The sequence below is a fragment of the uncultured Hymenobacter sp. genome (genome assembly GCF_964243305.1).
Taxonomy (GTDB): Bacteria; Bacteroidota; Bacteroidia; order Cytophagales; family Hymenobacteraceae; genus Hymenobacter.
In genome coordinates this window covers 157436-176336 of record NZ_CAXTEF010000002.1, presented here as the reverse complement: position 1 = coordinate 176336, position 18901 = coordinate 157436, and the positions used below count along the sequence as shown (strand labels likewise).

The window sequence follows — 18901 nt, the reverse complement described above, 5'->3', positions numbered from 1 at the left end:
CGCCCAATACTACTGCCCGCCGGCGGCAACTCCCGCCCGGCGCTGCCGCTTCCTGCCCCCTGAGCCCGCCTGGAGCGAGCTTAGTACTGCCCCACCGAGAGCATGACCAGCGTGCAGGCTTCTTCGGTCTCGATGCCGCGGGCCTGAGCCAGGCGCTCCAGCTCCGGGTTTTCGGTGCCGGGGTTGAAGATGATGCGCTTGGGCCGCAAGTCGAGGATGTAGTCGTACCAGGCGGGCTGGTTCTGGGGCCCCACGTAGAGCGTGACCGTATCCACGTTCTCGGCGGCGGGCCGGTCGGTATGGATTGCCAGACCCGCCACCTGGCCCCGGCGGATGCCCACCGGCACCACCTCGTGGCCGTGGCTCTTGAGTTGCTGCACGGCCCGGAATGAGTAGCGGGCGGGGTTGTCGGAGGCGCCGAGCACCAGGGTTTTCTTGACCACGGATTTAATGGATTAAACGGATTGAAACGGGTTGGGAGACGAACAGAGGGGAAGAAGGCAGGCGCAGCGAGCTACTGAAGTATTTTTGGAGGATGCTGAGTCTGATTTGATATTTGGCTTGCGGCTAAACGGCCACCTGATGAATGCGTTTCGGCCCGCCTCATCTGAACTCGCCCCCTGGAACTAAGTCGGCTCCTGGCTTACTCATTTGTAGTTACTCAAATGAGTAAGCAGGGAAACAGCTCAGAAACCAGCCGCAATGGCTTCCGCCACCCGCTCACCGTCCATAGCCGCTGAGACGATGCCGCCGGCGTAGCCGGCGCCCTCGCCGCAGGGAAACAGGCCGCGCAGCGTCGGGTGCTCCAGGCTGCTGGTCGCGCGCGGGATGCGCACCGGCGCCGAGGTGCGGCTCTCGACGCCCACTATCTGGGCCGCGTTAGTTGAATAGCCTTGAATTTTGCGCCCGAAATTCTGGAATCCCTGGCGCAGGCGCTCGGCCAGCGCCGGGCCGAGCACGGCGTCCATCTCCACCGAAAGCAGGCCAGGCTGGTAGGAGGTTTCGAGCAGGGTAGGGGAAAGCTTCTTTTGCAGAAAGTCGCCCAGGCGCTGAGCCGGCGCCAGCTGCGTGCCGCCGGCCAGCGCGCAGGCGCGCTGCTCCAGCTCCTGTTGCAGGCGCAGGCCGGCCAGCGGGCCGTGCTCCCGCAGGTTCATGTCGGTTAGCTCGACGGCCGCCACGATGCCGGAGTTGGCAAAGCGCGAGTCGCGGCGGCTCGGGCTCATACCGTTCACCACTACCTCACCGGGCGCCGTGGCGGCCGGCACGATGAAGCCGCCGGGGCACATGCAGAACGAGAATACGCCCCGCTGCTCATTCCTGACCTGCGTTTGGTGCACCAGCGCGTAGGAGGCGGCCGGCAGCAGGCCCCTTTCGGGACGGCGGTACTGCGCTTCGTCAATGAGGCTTTGCGGATGCTCGACGCGCACACCCAGCGCAAACGGCTTGGCCTCGATGAGCACCCCGCGCCGGGCCAGCAGCTCGTAGATGTCGCGGGCCGAGTGGCCGGTGGCCAAAACTACGGCATCGGCTTCCAGGGCCTCGCCGGTGGCCGTTACGACGCCGCGCAGGCGGTTTTGGTCGATGATAAAGTCCTCGACGCGCGTCTCAAAGCGCACCTCGCCGCCGGCCGCCGTGATGGCGTCGCGCAGGGCCTGCACCACGGCGGGCAGCTTGTTGGTGCCGATGTGGGGGTGGGCATCAACCAGGATATCGGAAGTGGCGCCGTGCTGCACGAGCCGCCGCAACACCCGGCCCACGTCGCCGCGCTTGGTGGCGCGGGTGTAAAGCTTGCCGTCGGAGTAGGTGCCGGCCCCGCCCTCACCGAAGCAGTAGTTGGAATCCGGGTTCACCAGGTGCTCCTTGTTGATGGCGGCCAAATCGCGGCGGCGGGCCCGCACATCCTTGCCCCGCTCCAGCACGATGGGCCGGATGCCCAGCTCAATGGCCCGCAGCGCCGCAAACAAGCCGGCTGGGCCGGCCCCCACGATGAGCACCTTGCGCGTTGCTTTTTCAACATTTGGGTAAACAAACCAGGGCCCAAATAAATTGGTTGGCGGCGCCGAGCGGTACACGTCGGCGCGCAGGCGCACCAGCGGCTGGCGGCCCCGCGCGTCGATGGAGCGGCGGCGCAGGTGCACGAAATCGGCCTGGCCGGGGTGCAGGCCGGCGCTGGCCAGGATGGCTTCGTAGCGGGCCAGCTCGTCGTAGGCTACCTCGGGGGGAAGCAGTAATTCCAGCTCCTGCGGCGAAGCGGGGGTAGGTTCAGACATAAAGCAGGGGGTAGGGAAGGAAGTTAACCTTCAACTGGAAATGCTTTGCGCGGGGCAAAGTTGCATCTCAACAGCGCGCCGCCCTGATTGGTGCGCCGCGCAAGCTGGCAGGCTGGCAGCAAGCTGCGGCTTGCGTGGCGGCGCGAAGGCTGCCTGGGCCTGGCCAAGGGTGGCTGGCGGGCCCCCTAAACGAGGATGAGGTGCTCCACCTGCCTTAGCTGCTTCGCCCGGCCTACTTAATCCGGGCGCTGACGACGGTCAGCCAGGGGTAGCCTGGGCCCAGCGTAATGCAGGCGCTTTGCTCGTCAGCCGCGATTTTCCGGATTCTGACCAGCAGCACCTGAGGCTGGTTGAAGTCCGGGCCCAGGCCGTAGGCATAGTAGGCATTGCCGCCCCGCGAGGTGGTACCGGTTATCTGCTCCACCTCGGCCAGCTGGTTTTTAAACCGAAGCATTGGTTGGCCGCAATCTCCGCCTACGCCGAGCGCTTCTGCCTCGTACTCCTCGACCGATACCACGAGCGGTTCGACTTCTTTGTCAGGTTGGCAGCCCATCAGCAGGCTGATTAGGATTAGCAGCAGCGGGGAGCGTTTCATGGCGGCTGAAAGCAGGATGTGAAGCCATGACCTGCCGCCCGGTAGTTTGGTTGCACCAGCTTCTAATACTAAAGTGCCAAGCAATCCGCGCCGGGGTGATGCGGTGCGGATTCTGTAGCGCGAGCGCGCGAGTTGAACACCAGCCGAACAGATAACGGCTAAATGAGTCTCTGCCCTCCGCTCGCGGACTACAGAAGTCTACGCTACCTCACCCCGGCGCGGACTTAGGGAGCAGGATACGGCCGCCTATTCCGTCTTGGCTTCCTGCTCTTCCTGGGGCTTGCCAATCCACACCGACTTTTGATTAACAAATTCCCGCATACCCAAATGAGAAAGCTCACGCCCATAACCCGATTTTTTTACGCCGCCGAAGGGCAGTTCCGGCATCGACTTCACCAGGCCATTGACGAAGACGGCGCCGCTTTCCACTTGCCGGGCCAGGGCCTCGCCGCGGGCCAGGTCGCGGGTCCAGATGGCGGCGCCCAGGCCGAAGCGCGAGTCGTTGGCCAGGCGCAGGGCGTCGGTGGCGTTGCGAGCGCTGAAAATGAGGGCCACGGGTCCGAATAGCTCTTCGTGGTAGGCGCGCTGGCCGGGGCGGATGTTGGCGAGAATCATGGGGCGGAACAGGGCGGTGCCGGGCCTGCCCTGCCCGCCGGCCAGCTCAATGCGGGCGCCCTGCGCCACGGAGTCCTCTACCTGTTGGGTTAGCTCGTCGGCCAGGTCGGGCCGGGCCAGCGGACCATACTGCGTGGCGTCGGCGAGCGGGTCGCCGGTCTGCATCTGTTCCAAATGTTGCTTCATCATTTGAATAAACAGCCGCAGCACCGGCCGCTCCACGATGAAGCGTTTGGCGGCAATGCAGCTCTGGCCGGAGTTTATCATCCGGCTCTGGGCGGCCACGCGCGCGGCAGCTTCCAGGTCGGCGTCGGCCAGCACGATAAAGGCGTCGGAGCCGCCCAGCTCGAGCACGGTTTTCTTAATATGGGCGCCGGCCACGGCCGCCACGGCCGCGCCCGCCGGCTCCGAGCCGGTGAGCGTGACGGCCCGCACCCGGTCGTCCTGCACCAGCGCTTCTACCAGGTCGGCGCCGATGAGCAGGGTGCGGAAGGCGGCGGGGGGTAGGCCGGCATCGTGGAAGATTTTTTCCAGGGCCAGGGCGCACTGCGGCACGTTGGAGGCGTGCTTGAGCAGGCCCACGTTGCCGGCCATCAGGGCCGGGGCGGCAAAGCGCACCACCTGCCAGAACGGGAAGTTCCAGGGCATGACGGCCAGCACCACGCCCAGCGGCTGATGGCTGATGAAGCTGCGGCCGGCGTCGGTCTGAATCACCTCATCGGCCATAAACTCTTCGCCGTGAGCGGCATAGAACTCGCAGCAGACGGCGCACTTCTCGACCTCGGCCCGGCCGTCGGTCACGGGCTTGCCCATTTCCAGGGCCATGAGGCGGGCCAGTTCGGTCTGGCGCTCGCGCAGCAGGGCGGCGGCGCGGCGCAGCACGGCGGCCCGCTCGGCAAAGCTGGTCTGGCGCCAGGCGGCGGCGGCGCGGTGCGCCTGGGCGAGGATGCGCTCGGTCTTTGATTTAGAAAACGCCGCGAAGCGCCGCAGCACCCGGCCGGTATAGGGATTAATAGACGCAATAGCCATCGGGAAGGAAAAGGAAAAGGAATGGGAATGGGGAAGGGGTTGGGAAGGAGAGCCGCGAGCGGGCCTCAAAATCAGGACAGTAAACAAGCGAGCGGTGGGTGGGCCAGCACGGGGCGCGGCTTTGGCGGCGCGGCCGGCAGCCGCGGCTCCGGCCGGATTTCAGCCGGGCCTGCGCTTCTTAACTTAGAAGCTGTTTGAATTAGGTTTTTAGACCTGAGACGTGAGAATTATTTTGGCTACCCCCTGCTGGCACCTACTTTCTCATCTCTCAGGTCTAACGTCTCAGGTCTTGGTGAAATCAAGCAAAAAGATTAATTCAAACAGCTTCTTAAACGGCGGGCGGGGGTGGGTGGCCGGCGAAAAAAGCGGGTGCCAGCCCTGAGCCCGTCGCCCCGATTTATTAGTTTTCATATATTTATTTTTAATATTGCCTTCTGATTTTCCCGCCCACCGGGCCGGCCCAACTTCGGGCTTCGGCTTCCGTACCTTATTTTCGTTACGGCTAGCCGTAGCCGGGCGGCGCCCGGCCGCTCACTATTCTCCGCTTTCTGTGTCTGCTCTCACGCCCATCTCTACGCCCACTGCCGCCGAAGAAGAGCTGGTGCGCCGCTTATATGCCCGCGACGAAACCGCCCTCACCGTCTTCTACGACCGCTATGGGGAGGCACTCTACGGCGTGATTCTGCGCATCGTGAAGACGGAGGAAGTGGCCGAGGACGTGCTGCAGGAGTGCTTGGTCAAAATCTGGCACTCGTTTGCTTCTTACGACCCCGGCCGGGGCCGCCTCTACACGTGGGTGCTCAATGTCAGCCGCAACCTGGCCATTGACAAAATCCGCTCCCGGCAGCACCGCGTAGGTTCGCTTACCCAGGGACTCGACGGTAGTCTGGCCGCCCAGCGGCAGGAGGCCCCCGCCACCTTTCGTCCCGAGCACATCGGCTTGCAGGAAATTACCCTCAAACTAATTCCCGAGCAGCGCCAGATTATTGACTTGCTTTATTTCGGCGGCTTCACCCAAAGTGAGGTAGCCGAGGAACTGAACCTACCCCTGGGCACTGTTAAAACCCGGGCCCGCACCGCCCTGAAAGTACTAGCTAAATTGATTCGATAAGACTGTGGAAAAGGTGACTGCTTATATCGAATCCGGGGTGCTGGAACAATACGTGCTGGGCGAATTGTCGGCCGCGGAGCGCGCCGCCGTGGAGGCGGAGGCGCAGCGCGAGTTCGCCGTGCGGCAGGCTCTCGACGAGCTGCGCGCCGGCTTGGAGCTTTATACGCAAGCCCACGCCCAAACCCCGCCCGCCGGCCTGCGGGAGCGGGTGCTGGAGCGGGCCCTGCGCCAGACCCGGGACCAGGGCGTGCCGGCCCCTGCCGCCCCCGATGATGCCAATGACACGACTTCCCCGCTGCGCGTCAGCGCCCGCCAGGAAGCAAACGGGGCACCCTCGGTCCCTACCCCCCCCCTGGCCGCCACAGGTGGCGAGACGCCCAGGCGCCCGCTCTACCCGGCCACCCCGGCCGCGGAAACGGCTACGCGGCCACCGAACTGGGCCATTGCGGCTTCGGTGGCGCTGCTGCTGAGCTTGGCGGGCAACGCAGTGCTGTATTCGCGCTGGCAGCAGAGCGACGCCGCCCTGGTGGCCGTGCAGCAGGAGCAGGCCAGCTTCGCGGCCACCTCGCAGGCGACCAACCAGCAGCTGGCCGAAACCCGCCAGGAAGTAGCCGTGCTGCGCGACGAGCGGTTTCGGGTGGTGGCGCTGGCCGGCACCAAGGCTGCGCCCACGGCCCGCGCCCGCGTGTTCTACAACGCCGCCACGCAAGCCGTATTCGTCGATGTGCGCCGCCTGCCGGTGCTGCCCGCCGACAAGCAATACCAGCTCTGGGCCCTCGATAAGGGGCAGCCCGTGGACGCCGGCATCCTGGCCACGGCCACGGCCACCGGCGCGGGGATGCAGCAGATGAAGAATGTGACCCGCGCCCAGGCTTTCGCCATGACCGTGGAGCCGGCCGGCGGCAGCCCCACCCCCACGCTCAGCACCATGACCGTGCTGGGCGAGCTGAAGGCGGGGGAGAGCTGAGCGGAATTATAAACTATAAATTAGCCGGCGGCGATGGCCGGTTGATAAATTCCCTACCCCCCTCTACCTTCGCAAGGCTCCGGCCGGACAACAAGCAGCGGCCCCGCCGTTGGGGGTGTTCGGCCGGGCTTTTCGTTTTCCTACCCCCCGCCATCCGGCTACTATTCCCCGGTGGGCGCTGTCCGCCAGGTCATAACTTATAATTGTCGTAATTTATAAGCTACAATTTTTAATTTATTCTTATCACCATGCACGGTACCGTTCTTGCCTTACTCAAGCGCTACGTCCAAACGCAATATGACCACAGCACCTGGGTGCGGCTGGTAGAGCGGTCGGGGCTGGAATCGGGAGATTTCGACCACAAGGAAGTGTACCCTGATGAGCACGTGTATGCCCTGGTGGGGCAGGCGGCCGAGATGACGGGCATTCCGGCCGGCGAGCTGCACGAGAAATTCGGCGAGTACCTCGTGCCCGACCTGATGCACATGTACCAGAAGCTGGTGCGGCCCGAATGGCGGACGCTGGACATGATTGAGCACACCGAGCACACCATGCACGCCAAAGTGCGCCAGGAGCACGCCCGCCACGCGCCCCCGGTGCTGGAAGTGAGCCGCCTCAACGAAAACGAGCTGCTGATAACCTACGTCTCGGCCCGGCGCATGAGCGGGCTGGCCGTGGGCATCGTGCGCGGGCTGGCCACGTATTTCGACGAGGCCGACCGCATCGACGTGCTGCCCACCACCAGCGAGGACGGCGAGCGGGTGCAGATTCACGTTAGAAGGAATTGATAATAAGTAATGAGATGGTCATGCAGAGCGCAGCGAAGCATCTCGCCAGGAGAAGTAATCCGCTTGACCTCACGATTGAATTAGTCACCCACGCGAGATGCTTCGCTGCGCTCTGCATGACCGCCTAACTGCTCATTATTAATTGAAATAGAAGATGCTCGAAACAGGCCAACCCGCCCCCGACTTTACCTTGCCGGCCCCCGATGGCGGCGCACCCTTCCAGCTCAGCGCGTTGCGCGGGCGCCACGTGGTGCTTTATTTTTACCCCAAGGATGACACGCCCGGCTGCACCACGCAGGCCTGTGGCTTTCGCGACCAGTACGAGGAGTTTCTGGACCTGGGCGCCGAGGTGGTGGGCGTCAGCTCCGACTCGGCGGCCTCGCACGCGCAGTTTGCCCAGAAGCACCGGCTGCCGTTTCCGCTGCTGGCCGACACGGGCGGCGCCGTGCGCAAGCGCTACGAAGTGCCCCGCGCCCTGCTGGGCCTGCTGCCGGGCCGCGTCACGTTCGTAATTGACAAGGAAGGCATCATCCGCTACATCTTCAACTCGCTCAGCGGCGCCGCCGACCACGTGGCCAACACCAAAGCCGTGCTGAAGAAGTTATGAGTTAGAAATTATGAGTTATGAGTTGCCGTTCTGCCAACCCATAACTCATAATTTCTAACTCATAATTCATCTAATGGTGATGATGCCCGCCTTCGCCGGGCTTGCCGAACAGGTTGAGCAGCGTGCCCAGTACGTAGAGTACGGTCCAGCACACGTAGAGCCAGCCGAAGCCGGCGGGCAGGGGCTGCTCGGCGTAGAAGAAGCGCAGAATAAGCTGGGCGGCGGCACTCATCAGCAGGCCGGTGAAAGCGATGAACTGGTAGCTGTTGAGGGCCGAGGGGCGGTAGAGCTTGGAGAAATCCATAGGGGGTAGGCGGGCGGCAAGGCAGGCGGCTTGGCCGCAAAAGCAGATGGCAAGGTAAACCGGGCGGCGCTAACCCTAAGCTAACCCTGGGCCGGGGCCTGCGTAAGCCAGGTAAATCTTCCTCATCTTATTTTACTTTTCCGCCCCATGATTTTAGACAACATCTTAGACGACTTATCCGGCAATGGCACCACGCCCGACGAAGGCGAACACGCCCAGATTACGGAAAACAAGAATTTTCCGGTGAATGAGCAGCTGGAAAAACAAAAGGAGTACCAGCAGGACCAGAGTAACAACAAAGCCAGCAACGACCCCACCGCCGACCGCTACACCGGCGCCAACGGCTACACCGAGCGCTCGAACCAGAAAGACCAGCTCGAAAACCTGCACATCGGCGGCGGCGAAGGCCAGGCGCAGGGCGGCAGCGAGCACAGTGGCGCCGGCGAGCAGGCCCAGGGCCCCGGCTTCGAGGCCGAAGGCAGCTACGAGCTGGACCACGCCGGCAACATCCGCACCCGCGAGCAGGAGTTTGGCGAGAAAGCCCCCGGCGGGGCGGCCACGCCCGCCATCGGCGGCGAGACCATCAGCGACCAGTAGTAAATCAGCCGGGACTGGCCCTGCTTCATGGCCTCCGTACCACCTGGTGCGGAGGCTTTTTTGTTTGGCGCCGGGCGCAGGCCGTGGCAAGTAGAACTGCGGTAAAGTTCTATTAAGCGTCGGACTTGAACCGTAGCGAAAATTAGCTTTTCGCCAGCCTTATTGATTGGTAAATACTTAGATTTCACTTATATTTCGCAAATAATAACATTCTGGATGTCTTATACTACCAGCTAGCTGCTTTCCTCTGGTTTATTCTTAAATTATTACTATTTACTGCTCCAGCATTTCTCTTCTGATTTCCTCACTTCCCAACTTCTTTTATGACCCCTGATTCATTACCCTCCACTACCACCGAGAGCCTGCCGGCTTACAACCCGCAGCTCGATGCCGAGGACGCGGCCCTCTCGTCGGGCAACACCCGCCTGGGCATCATCGTCGGTGCGTTGTTTACGCTGGGCGTGCTCACCTACGCGCTGGCGCCGGCCAGCAGCGGCGGGGGCGGCGGCCTGGCCGCCGTCGCGCCCTCGTTTCTGCTGGAGGGGGCCAGCGTGACCGCCAGCCGCGAGGCGGAGGCCGCGCCCGCCCCAGCCGCCCCGGAGGAAGAGGCCGTTGCCCCGAAAACTGCCGTGGCTGCCGCCGCGACGGGAGCCCCCAAAACCGCGGCCCGGCCGGCGATGGCCGCGGCAGCTGCGGCCACGCCGGCGGCGCCCAGCCCTACCCCCCTCGTTGCAGCGGAAGTGGCAGCAGCCCCAACCGCGGCGCCGGTCCCGGTGGCCGAGCCCGTCCGCTCAGCGCCGGCCACGCTCACACTCTCGGGCCGCATTCTCGATGAGGAAGGCAAGCCCCTGGTGGGGGCCACCGTGCTGCTCAAAGGCTCGGGCAAGGGCACCAGCACCGACGCCAACGGCCACTACGAGCTGGAGGCGCCCGCCGGCGACAACAGCCTCATCTTCGGCTACGGCGGCTATCAGGACGAGGAAATGCATACCCGTGGCGCCCAGCCCACGAACGTGACCCTGACGCCCACGCCCGGCGTCAAGCGCCGCCGCCGGTAGGCAATCAGCAATGACTAATTCATAATTAGCAATGAGCTATTAGTTCTGATTGACTATCTCCGCTCTAATTAATAGAGGGGCAGGGGGTAGGAAAATAGCAAAGCCCCGGTAGGACCCAATCATCAGCGCAGGTGCCGATGATTGGGTCCTACCGGGGCTTTGCTGGTGTAAGGGGGGGTAGGGGGTTTTACCGCTGGGTCGCCCGGCGGGGAGGCATTACCAATTGTTCAGTGCTCATCGCTAATTGCTCATTGCTTTAGCGGGCGAAGCGCTTGCCGAACAGGAAGAACACCGGCACGCCCAGCGCTACCAGCCCCAGCCCGCGCTGCGAGAACTCGGCCGTGTCGGGCGCCACGAGCAGAATCAGGCAGAAGGCCGAGGCCGTGACCACGTAGAGCAGCGGCACCACGGGGTAGCCCCAGGCGCGGTAGGGGCGCGGCGCGGCGGGCCGGGTGCGGCGAAGCACGAAAATGCCGATGATGGTGATGACGTAGAACAGAATCACCGAGAACATGACGTAGTTGAGCAGCTGCCCGTAGGAGCCGCTCAGGCACAAGAGCGAGGCCCACAAACACTGCGCCCACAGGCTGCGGGCCGGCACGCCGGCCGCGTTGAGCCGGGCCAGGCCGGGAAAGAACAGGCCGTCTTTGGCCATCGCATAATAGGCCCGCGCGCCGCTGAGAATGATGCCGTTGTTGGCGCCGAAGGTGCTGAGCATGATGAGCACGGCCAGCACGATGGCCCCGGCCGGCCCGAGCACCGACTCGGCCACGGCGGTGGCCACGCGGTCGTCGGTGGCGTACATGATGCCGCGGCCGGCCACGGTGGTCGCGTCGGGCGAGCCCGCCAGGGGCAAAACCAGCAGGTACACCACGTTGCTCAGAATGTAGAGCGCCGTGACGATGGCCGTGCCGATGGCCATGCTGCGCACGAGCGTGCGCTCGGGGTTCTGGATTTCCTCGCCCGCGAAGCCGATGTTGTTCCAGGAATCGGACGAGAACAAGGAGCCGGTCATGGCCATGCCGATGGCCACGACCAGGGCAGTGCCGGAGATGGGCGTGCCCGCGCCGCCTGGGAGGCCCGTGGCGGCGCCCGGCGCGGCGTGGCGCGTGGCGGTCCAGAGGTCGGCGAAGTTGACCTGGATAGCTTCGTGGTTCAGCCCCAGCGTGGCGCCAAGCAGAATGAGCAACCCCAGCGCCACGAGCTTGGTCGAGCCGAGCACGTTCTGAATGAGCTTGCCGGCGCGCACGCCGCGGGCGTTGATGGCCGTGATAAAGACAATGAGCACGATAGCCAGCAGCTGCACGGTGCTGAAATCGAACGGCCCGGCTTTAAACAGAATATTCTTAACTGAAAAATACGGCAGCAGCACGCCCGTGAACTTGGCAAACGCCACGGCCACGGCCGCGATGACGCCGGTTTGAATGACCAAAAACAAGCTCCAGCCATACAGGAACGCGACCAGCCGGCCGAAGGCCTCGCGCAGGTACACGTACTGCCCGCCCACTTTGGGGAACATGGCCGCCAGCTCGCCGTAGCTCACGGCGCCGGTGAGGGTGATGAGGCCGGTGAGCAGCCACACCACCAGCACCCAGCCTGCCGAGCCGACCTGCCGGGCAATGTCGGCCGTGACGATGAAAATGCCCGAGCCAATCATGGAGCCCGTGACGAGCATGATGGCATCGAAGAGGTTGATGGCGCGCTGGAAATGCGGCGGGGCAGTAGCGGGCTTCGGGGGCGAGAGCTGCGGTTCGGTCATGGGGTAGGAGTAGCCCGGTGGTTAAAGCAGGGAAGATAGGGCGGGGCGTAGGAAGTGGAAGAAATGCGGACGTTAATTTGCGCGAAAGCCCACCGGGCCAAGCTGGTACGACCCGGCTAAACCCGGCGCGACCCTGCGCGAGCTAACGCGCGCTTCGTTCAGCCGTATCCGCTGCCCGGCGCCGGCTGCCGTTCTTTGCCTTTGCTGCCGCCTACCCCCCTTATTTCCCGCAAGTGTCCCGCAAGCTGCCGGCGCTGCTCACGGTCCTCGTGCTGCTGCTCGCCCTCACCACGTACGTTTATTACCGCCGCACCCTGGCCGCCGTGCCGCTGGATGCCTACGCCCTGGTGCCCGACGACGCGGTGCTCGTGCTCAGCACCTCTGACCACCCGGCCCTGGTGCGCCACTTGCAGGAAGCCCAGCTCTGGGACAACCTGACGGCCATCGGCTACTTCCAGCAGGCAGCCGGGCACCTGGCGCTGGCCGACAGCCTGGCCGGCGGCGGCAGTGCCCGCTCGGGCGGGCTGCTGCGGCTGCTGGGCCGCAAGCTGGTGGTGACCTCGCTGCACGTGACGGGCCCGGCGCGCTACGACTTGCTGTTTCAGGTGCCGCTGACCACCGTGCGCGAGTACCGGCAGGTGCGCAGCCTGCTCGACGCGCTGGGCCGCGACCGCCGCTACCGCCTGGCCCGGCGCGAGCTGGACGGCCACGAGCTGAGCCTGCTCACCGAAATCAGCTCCGAAACCAGCCTGACGGTGGTCAACTACCGCAACCGCCTGCTCGTCAGCAGCAACGCCGGCCTGGTGGAGGCGGCGCTGCGGCGGGCCGCCCGCCCGCCCGGCCCGGCCAACCCCACCGTGGCGGCCGACTTTCAGGAGCTGGACCTGCTGCGCGGGCGCGGCATCGATGGCACCCTGTTGATCAATTACCGGCGCCTGCCCACGCTGCTCGATGTGCTGCTGCAGCCCGGCCGCCCGCCCGCCGCCGACTACCTGGCCTCGCTGGCCCGCAACGGCCTGCTGCAAGTGCGCCTGGGCGGCAACCGCGTGCTGGCCCAGGGCTTCTCGAACCCCGAAACCGCCACCGACGCCCTGCACCAGCGCCTGCGCGGCGTGCCCACCGGCCCGCTGGCGCTGGCCGACATCATCAGCACCCGCACGGCCCTGCTGCTGCACCTGGCCGCCCCGCCGGGCCGCCTGCGCCCGCCCGCCGCGCCCGCTGCTTCAGGAGTTAGCGCGCTGGCTTCGGGCGTTCCGTTGGGGGTAGGGCTGAGCGCGGGGCTGAGTGCGGGGCCGGGCGCCCTGGCCGGGGCCGCGCCGGGGGCGGCGGCTTTCGTGGCCCGGCACGAGGCCGTGCTTGACAGTCTGCGCGCCACGCTCGGCCCGGAGGTGGCCGTGGCCTACCTGGCGGCGCCGGCGCCGGGCCGGCCGGCGGGGCAGCTGGCCCTGGTGCGCTGCCCGGCGCCGGCCCGCACGGCCCGGTGGCTGGGGCGCGAGCGGCGGGCGGCGGGCCTCTCGCCGGGCTTCACCCGCATTGGGCCCTACGCCCTCTACGCGGCAGGCTTCGAGGCCCGCGCCGTGCTGGGCAAGCTGGCCGAGGCCGGGCGCGGCGCCGAGGCGGAGGCCGGCCAATCGTTCGGGGCCGATAGCCGGGCAGCGGCGCTGGTGGGCAGCTACCTGGTGCTGGGTCCGGCCCCGGTGCTGCAAGCCTACTTGCAGGACGTGGCCGGCGGGCAGGTCTGGACCCGCTCGCCCGGCCAGGTGGCATTTCTGAATGAGCTGCTGCCCCAGGCCCGGCTGAGCGTCATCGTGGATACGCGCCAGGCCTGGAACGCGCTGCTCGGCCTGCTGCGCGAAGACCGCCGCGCCGGCCTGCTGCGCCACGAAACCCTGTTCAAGCGCCTGCCCCAAATGGCGTTGCAGCTGGCCCCCGCCGCCGAGACCGCGCCCGGTGCCCACTACTACACCCAGCTTTTGCTGCGCCACCCCCAGCAGGGGCCGGCCGCCACGCTCGCCAACGCGGCCACGGCCTCGCCGGGGCTGGCCTTCAAGCGCGGGCTGCGGGGCGCGCCGCTGCTGCTGCCGCTGGCCGGCGGCGCGCCCCGCCCGGCCGTGCTGCTCACCGATTCGGCCGGCGTGGCGCACCTCGTGAGCCCCGACGACGTGGTGCTGTGGTCCGACACGCTGGGCGCCGTGCCGGTGGCGCCGGCCCAGGCGCTGGCCCTGCGACCGAATGAGCCGCCCCACCTGCTGCTGGCCACGCCCCGGCAGCTGCACCTGCTCGGCGCCGCCGATGGCCGCGAGGCTCCGCACTTTCCGCTCAACCTGCCCGACTCGCTGCAAGCGACGGGGGTAGGGATTGCCGTCGCGGGGCCGGGCGGCGCTGCGGGCACCGCTGCGGGCACCACTGCGGGCGCCGCCGCGCCGCGCCTGCTGGTGGCCGCCGGCCGCCGGGCCCTGCTGCTGCTCGACGCCGACGGCCGCCTGTTTCCGGGCTGGCAGCCCAAGCGCCTGGATGCGCCGCTGGCCGGCGCGCCGCTGCTCTTGAGCGTGGGCGGGCGCGACGTGGTGCTGGCCCTGCTCGAAAACGGCTACGTCTATGCCTACGACCAGCAGGGCTCGCCCTGGCCGGGCTTTCCGCTGAGCGTGGGCGCGCGGCTGGCCGGCGGCGCCTGGGTGCGGCCCGGCGCCACGCTCAGCCGCACGCGCATCTCGGTGGTCAACCAGCACGGCGAGCTGGTCAGCTTCAGCCTCAGCGGCGAGGGGCTGACCCGCCGCCGCGTGGCCACCTGGAGCCGCACGGCCCGCTTCCGGCTCGTGCCGAGCCAGTCGGCGCCGGGGGGGGTAGGGAATGGGGCCGTCAGCCCCAGCGTCGTGGTGGTGCGCGAAGACGGCGGCCAGCTAGCCGTGTTCCGGCCCGAGGGTGGCCCGGCCATGCTCACCCAGGGCTTTCTGACGTCCGATGAAAAGCGGGTGCAGTTCTTTGACTTCGGCCGCGGCCGGCAGGTGCTGGCCCTCACGGAGCCGGGGCCGGGCCAGGTGTTTCTCTACGACGGCCAGGGCCGGCGCCTGAGCCGGGAGGCGCTGCCCAGCACCGGCAGCGGCGTCGGGCTCAGCCCGCCCGCCACGCCCGGTGGCCGCTACCAGCTCCTGCGCGTCGTGGGCCGGGAGCTGCGCCGGGCCGAGCTTTGAGGCAATAAGCAATTGATAATGAGGAAAGGAACGTCATGCCGAGCGCAGCGAAGCATCTTGCGGGCAGCACTAATCAGCCTGACCTCACGATTGGATTACTTTCCCGAGCGAGATGCTTCGCTGCGCTCGGCATGACGTTCCTTGGCTCATTATTAATTGCTCACTGATTCGTCAGCCAGCCTTTGCGCCAGAAGTAGTAGAGCTGGCCGCTGACGATGAGCAGCAGCAAGCTGATTAAAACCGGGTAGCCGTAGGGCGTCCAGAGTTCGGGCATGTTGAGCGGATACTCTTCGCCTTTGGGGCCGTGGCGCTGGAAATTCATGCCGTAGAGGCCCACGATGAAGCTCAGCGGGATGAAGATGGAGCTGATGATGGTGAGCACCTTCATCACCTCGTTCATGCGGTTGCTCTGGTTGGAGAGGTAGAGGTCGGTGAGCGAGCTGATGTTGTCGCGGTAGCTCTCGGCCAGGTCCAGGGCCTGGATGGCGTGGTCGTAGCAGTCGCGGAAGTACACCTTTATTTCTTCGGGCACGACCTCCTCGGGCAGGCGCAGCAGCTCGGCCATCTTGTCGCGCTCGGGATAAACGAGGCGGCGGAAGCGCACCACGTCCTTCTTGGTGCTCAGAATGGCGCTCAGCAGGCGCGGGGCGCGCTGGTCGCTGAAAATCTGTTCTTCCAGGGCCTCGATGTGGTCGCCGATGGCCGCCATCGTGGGGAAGTAGTTGTCCAGCACCACGTCGGTCATGGCGTAGGCCAGGTACAGCGAGGGGCGGCGCTTGATGAGGCTCGGGTTGGCGCGGATGCGCTGGCGCAGCGGGTCGAGGCAGTCGCTGTAGTCGTCCTGAAAGCTGAGCACGTAGTTCGAGCCGGTGAAGATGGAAAGCTGGTCATCGTCAATGCCTTGTTCGCCCACAAACTCGGTCATGCGCGAAACCAGAAACAGGCGGTTGTCATCAAACACTTCCAGCTTGGCCCGCTGGTAGTCGCCGAGCACGTCTTCCATTTGCAGCGGGTGCAAATCAAATTCCTGCATCAGGCGCTCCATCAGGGGCAGGTCGCCGTAGCCGCGCACGTCAACCCAGTGGCGCAGCTCGGGGCGGGCGCGCAGGCTGGCGAGCAGCGGGTCAAGTTCGGAGTATTCCTGTTCGCGCAGCGTGTTCTCGTCGTAGGAAAATAAAAACAGACGCGGCGGCAGCGCCCCCGGCCGGATGGTGAGCGTGCCGGGGCGCTCGCCCACGTTCTGCTCGCGCGCCTGGCGGGTGGCCTGCTGGTCGGTAATGCTCAGGCGCGGAGGGGCGTCGGCGGCCGGGGCGGTGGGGGCAGCAGCAGAAGGGTTCATGCGCAGGGGAGGGGGTAGGGAAACGGACGGGTCGGGGCGGCCGAACTTACGCAAAATGGCGCCGTTGCCCCGGCGCCCGCCGCGCCGCCGCGCCGGCCCGGCCGGCGGGCAGTGCCGTACTTTGGCGGCGAAACGCGCATTTTTGCCGCCGTGTTTCACCTCGGGGCACCGCTTTCCCGCGTAAAAATCCGAATAGGAATCTACTGTCCGCATCAGCGTTTAATTTGAAAGCACCCGCTTCCGCCGCCGATGGCGCGCCGCCTGCAGCGGCGCGGGGGGCCGGGCCGGCGACCCCGGCCTGGCAGCTCCACGTGGCCGAAAGTGGCCCCAGCGGCGACCCCGCCGAGCCGCGGCTGCCGCTGGCTTTCGCGCCCTTCCTGTTTTTAGAGCCCGCGCACCTGGCCCTGGCGCGGCCGGCCGGCCCGGTGCTCAGCTTCTATCTAGAGGAGCCCGGTGCCGGCCTCACCGTGGCCCTGCTGCACGTCGAGCTGAACTGCGGGGAGCCGGGCCGGGCCAGCAGTCCAGGGCAGGCGCCGTTTGGCGGCGTGCAGGCCACGGCCGGGCTGCCGGCGGCGGCGCTGCACCAGTTGCTCGACGGCGTAGAGGCGGTTTTGCGGCGGCGCGGGCAGCGGCGCCTGCACCTGCGCGGCCACGCGTTTTGCTACGACCCGGCCAATGCCGCCCGCCTGGCCGAGGTGCTGCGCCAGCGCCGCTACCCCGTGGTGCTGGCCGAGCAGAACTACCACCTCGACCTGCGGCGCGATTTCCTGACGCACCTGACGTACAACGAGCGGCACTGCGTGCGCCGCTGCCAGCGCGCGGGCCTGGTGGTGGAGCAGGAGCCGCCGCTGCTGCTGCCGCTGGCGTATGAGTTTATGCTACAGTGCCGGCAGGAGCGGGGGCACGGCCCGGCGCTGCCGCTGGCGCGGGTGCAGGCGCTGTTCGCGGCGTTTCCGCGCCAGCACCTGCTGCTGTCGGTGCGCACGCCTACCGGCGAGTGGGCCGCCATCGGCGTGGCCATTCAGGTTAGCCCGCAGGTGCTGTATGAGTTCTACGTGGCCAGCCCGCTGCGCTTCAATCAGCTAAGCCCGGCCGTGCTGCTGCACGGCGGCCTGCACGCCTTCGCCCAGGCTAGCGGCCTGCGCGTGCTGGATTTAGGCACCTCGACCCTGCCCACGGGCCCCAATGCCTCGCTGCTGCGCTTCAAGCGGCACCTGGGCGGCGTGGCCGGCCTGCGCCTGAGCTGGGAAAAACCCTTAGCAGGGGGGTAGGAGAAAGCGCAAAACGCCTGGGCGCTGCTGCTTATTTAGTGAATTAAAAGAAAGTCAGTTGTCCGGCTTATGCCTAGCTCATCCTGGTTGCGGTGCCAGCTCTAGCCGCTTTTCCTTCGTTGCTGACGCGCTGGCGTGACTTCGTGCGGGCCGGCGCCGGGGCTGGCGGCGCGGTGTTGGCCCGCGCCGTGGGTGCGCTGGCCCTCAACAAGCTGCTGGCCGTGTACGGCGGCCCCGGCGGCCTGACCTTGCTGGCCCAGTTCCAGAACCTGCTGGCCCTGCTCACGGCCCTGCCCAACGACGGCGTGCACGTGGGGCTGGTCAAGTACCTGGCCCCGCTGCGCCCTGGCCGCCCCCGGCACCGGGCCTGGCTCGGCGCGGCCCTGCTGCTGAGCGGCGCCACGGTCGGGGCCGGCCTGCTGGGCTTGGCCGCGCTGACCGCTCTGGGCCCGGAAAGGGGGGGTAGGGCGGCGGGCGGCGGGTTGGCCGCCGGGCTGCTGTTTGGGCTGGCCGTGCTGGCCGTCACGGGCCAAACCTTGCTGGGGCAGGCGCTGCTGGCGGCGGGCCGGCGGCGGGCGTTCGTGGTGGTGGCGGTGTGCATTAGTGCGTTGGGCACCGGCGCGGCGGCGGGTGCGCTGGCGCTGGGGTGGTCGGTGCCCCAGGTGCTGCTGGCCTACCTGCTGGGGCAGAGCCTGGCCCTGCTGCCGGCCGTCGGGCTGGCCCGGCGCGCGGGCTTGCTGCCGCTGGGCCCGCTCTGGCGCGGGCAGCCCAGCCGGGCGGCGCTGCGGGCGCTGGGGCGCTTCGTGGGCACGGCGGCCAGCGTGCTGCTGTTCGGCAAAGCCCTGGACTTTGCGGTGCGGGCCCTGCTGGTGCAGCGCTTTGGCCTAACCCAGACCGACCTGTGGCAGGCCGTGGGCAAGCTCTCCGACAACTACACGATGGTGGTCGCGGCCGGGCTCGGCAGCGTGTTCTATCCCCAACTGGCGGCGCTGGCCGGGCAGCCCGCCGCGGCCCGCGCCTACATCAGGGCCGCGCTGCAACTGCTGGCGTTGGCCCTGGCCGCCGGGCTGGGCCTGATTTATTTGCTGCGCGACTGGCTGCTGCCACTGCTTTTCGCCCCGCACCTGTTGGCCGCGCGGGCACTGCTGGGCCCGCAGCTGCTCGGCGATTGGGCCAAGTTTCTAACCTGGGTGGCGCTCTACCAGCTGCTGGCTCAGGCCCGGCTGCGGCGCTACGTGGCGGCGCAGGCCATCTCAGCGCTGCTCTACGTGGCCCTGCTGGCGGCGCTGCTCCCCGCCCTGGGCCTGCGCGGCGCCGTGCTGGCCCATGCTAGCCGCTACTGGCTGCTGCTGGCCGGCGCCGCACTGCTGCAATTAAGAATTAAGAATGAATAATGAAGA

At 66.8% G+C, this 18901-nt stretch carries 16 protein-coding genes; 9 read left to right on the top strand and 7 right to left on the bottom strand.

What is annotated here, in order from left to right:
• Positions 1-80: 80 nt before the first annotated feature.
• The 4 genes from ACFE70_RS02290 to ACFE70_RS02275 form a co-directional block, all read right to left on the bottom strand.
• Complete coding sequence (locus ACFE70_RS02290; RefSeq protein WP_375416085.1) at positions 81-443, bottom strand: CoA-binding protein; 363 nt, start codon at positions 441-443, stop codon at positions 81-83.
• A 243-nt stretch (positions 444-686) separates the two neighbouring features.
• Positions 687-2270, bottom strand: coding sequence for an NAD(P)/FAD-dependent oxidoreductase (locus ACFE70_RS02285; protein WP_375416084.1), 1584 nt, complete (start codon positions 2268-2270; stop codon positions 687-689).
• A gap of 232 nt (positions 2271-2502) precedes the next feature.
• Complete coding sequence (locus ACFE70_RS02280; RefSeq protein ID WP_375416083.1) at positions 2503-2865, bottom strand: hypothetical protein; 363 nt, start codon at positions 2863-2865, stop codon at positions 2503-2505.
• Positions 2866-3111: 246 nt separating this feature from the next.
• Positions 3112-4509 carry an NAD-dependent succinate-semialdehyde dehydrogenase gene (locus ACFE70_RS02275; protein ID WP_375416082.1) on the bottom strand — a complete coding sequence of 466 codons (1398 nt, stop codon included), beginning with the start codon at positions 4507-4509 and terminating at the stop codon, positions 3112-3114.
• A gap of 550 nt (positions 4510-5059) precedes the next feature.
• Here ACFE70_RS02275 and ACFE70_RS02270 point away from each other — a divergent pair.
• From ACFE70_RS02270 to ACFE70_RS02255, 4 genes are all read left to right on the top strand, one after another.
• Complete coding sequence (locus tag ACFE70_RS02270; RefSeq protein WP_375416081.1) at positions 5060-5620, top strand: RNA polymerase sigma factor; 561 nt, start codon at positions 5060-5062, stop codon at positions 5618-5620.
• Positions 5621-5624: 4 nt separating this feature from the next.
• Entirely contained in the window at positions 5625-6587 is a 963-nt protein-coding gene (locus ACFE70_RS02265; RefSeq protein WP_375416080.1) for an anti-sigma factor domain-containing protein, read from the top strand.
• Positions 6588-6835: 248 nt separating this feature from the next.
• On the top strand, positions 6836-7375 hold the full coding sequence (locus ACFE70_RS02260; RefSeq protein WP_375416079.1) for a heme NO-binding domain-containing protein: 540 nt from the start codon (positions 6836-6838) through the stop codon (positions 7373-7375).
• A gap of 154 nt (positions 7376-7529) precedes the next feature.
• Complete coding sequence (locus ACFE70_RS02255) at positions 7530-7982, top strand: peroxiredoxin (protein ID WP_375416078.1); 453 nt, start codon at positions 7530-7532, stop codon at positions 7980-7982.
• Between the two features lie 70 nt (positions 7983-8052).
• On the opposite strand, the gene ACFE70_RS02250 is transcribed toward ACFE70_RS02255, so the two are convergent.
• Complete coding sequence (locus tag ACFE70_RS02250; RefSeq protein WP_375416077.1) at positions 8053-8286, bottom strand: hypothetical protein; 234 nt, start codon at positions 8284-8286, stop codon at positions 8053-8055.
• Positions 8287-8433: 147 nt separating this feature from the next.
• Here ACFE70_RS02250 and ACFE70_RS02245 point away from each other — a divergent pair, with 147 nt between their 5' ends.
• Together ACFE70_RS02245 and ACFE70_RS02240 are read left to right on the top strand one after the other, a co-directional pair.
• A complete protein-coding gene (locus tag ACFE70_RS02245; RefSeq protein ID WP_375416076.1) occupies positions 8434-8883 on the top strand; it encodes a hypothetical protein in 450 nt (149 codons plus the stop codon).
• 323 nt (positions 8884-9206) lie between these two features.
• A complete protein-coding gene (locus ACFE70_RS02240; RefSeq protein ID WP_375416075.1) occupies positions 9207-9941 on the top strand; it encodes a carboxypeptidase-like regulatory domain-containing protein in 735 nt (244 codons plus the stop codon).
• A 256-nt stretch (positions 9942-10197) separates the two neighbouring features.
• Here ACFE70_RS02240 and ACFE70_RS02235 read toward each other — a convergent pair whose 3' ends face one another.
• A complete protein-coding gene (locus ACFE70_RS02235) occupies positions 10198-11700 on the bottom strand; it encodes an APC family permease (protein WP_375416074.1) in 1503 nt (500 codons plus the stop codon).
• A gap of 233 nt (positions 11701-11933) precedes the next feature.
• Here ACFE70_RS02235 and ACFE70_RS02230 point away from each other — a divergent pair, with 233 nt between their 5' ends.
• Entirely contained in the window at positions 11934-14891 is a 2958-nt protein-coding gene (locus tag ACFE70_RS02230; protein WP_375416073.1) for a hypothetical protein, read from the top strand.
• 160 nt (positions 14892-15051) lie between these two features.
• On the opposite strand, the gene corA is transcribed toward ACFE70_RS02230, so the two are convergent.
• Complete coding sequence (gene corA / locus ACFE70_RS02225) at positions 15052-16443, bottom strand: magnesium/cobalt transporter CorA (protein WP_375416072.1); 1392 nt, start codon at positions 16441-16443, stop codon at positions 15052-15054.
• A gap of 11 nt (positions 16444-16454) precedes the next feature.
• On the opposite strand from corA, the gene ACFE70_RS02220 reads away from it, so the two are divergent.
• Both ACFE70_RS02220 and ACFE70_RS02215 read left to right on the top strand, forming a co-directional pair.
• Positions 16455-17501 (top strand): GNAT family N-acetyltransferase, encoded by a 1047-nt coding sequence (locus tag ACFE70_RS02220; protein ID WP_375416071.1) that lies wholly within the window; start codon positions 16455-16457, stop codon positions 17499-17501.
• Between the two features lie 92 nt (positions 17502-17593).
• On the top strand, positions 17594-18895 hold the full coding sequence (locus ACFE70_RS02215; protein ID WP_375416070.1) for a hypothetical protein: 1302 nt from the start codon (positions 17594-17596) through the stop codon (positions 18893-18895).
• Positions 18896-18901: the final 6 nt, after the last annotated feature.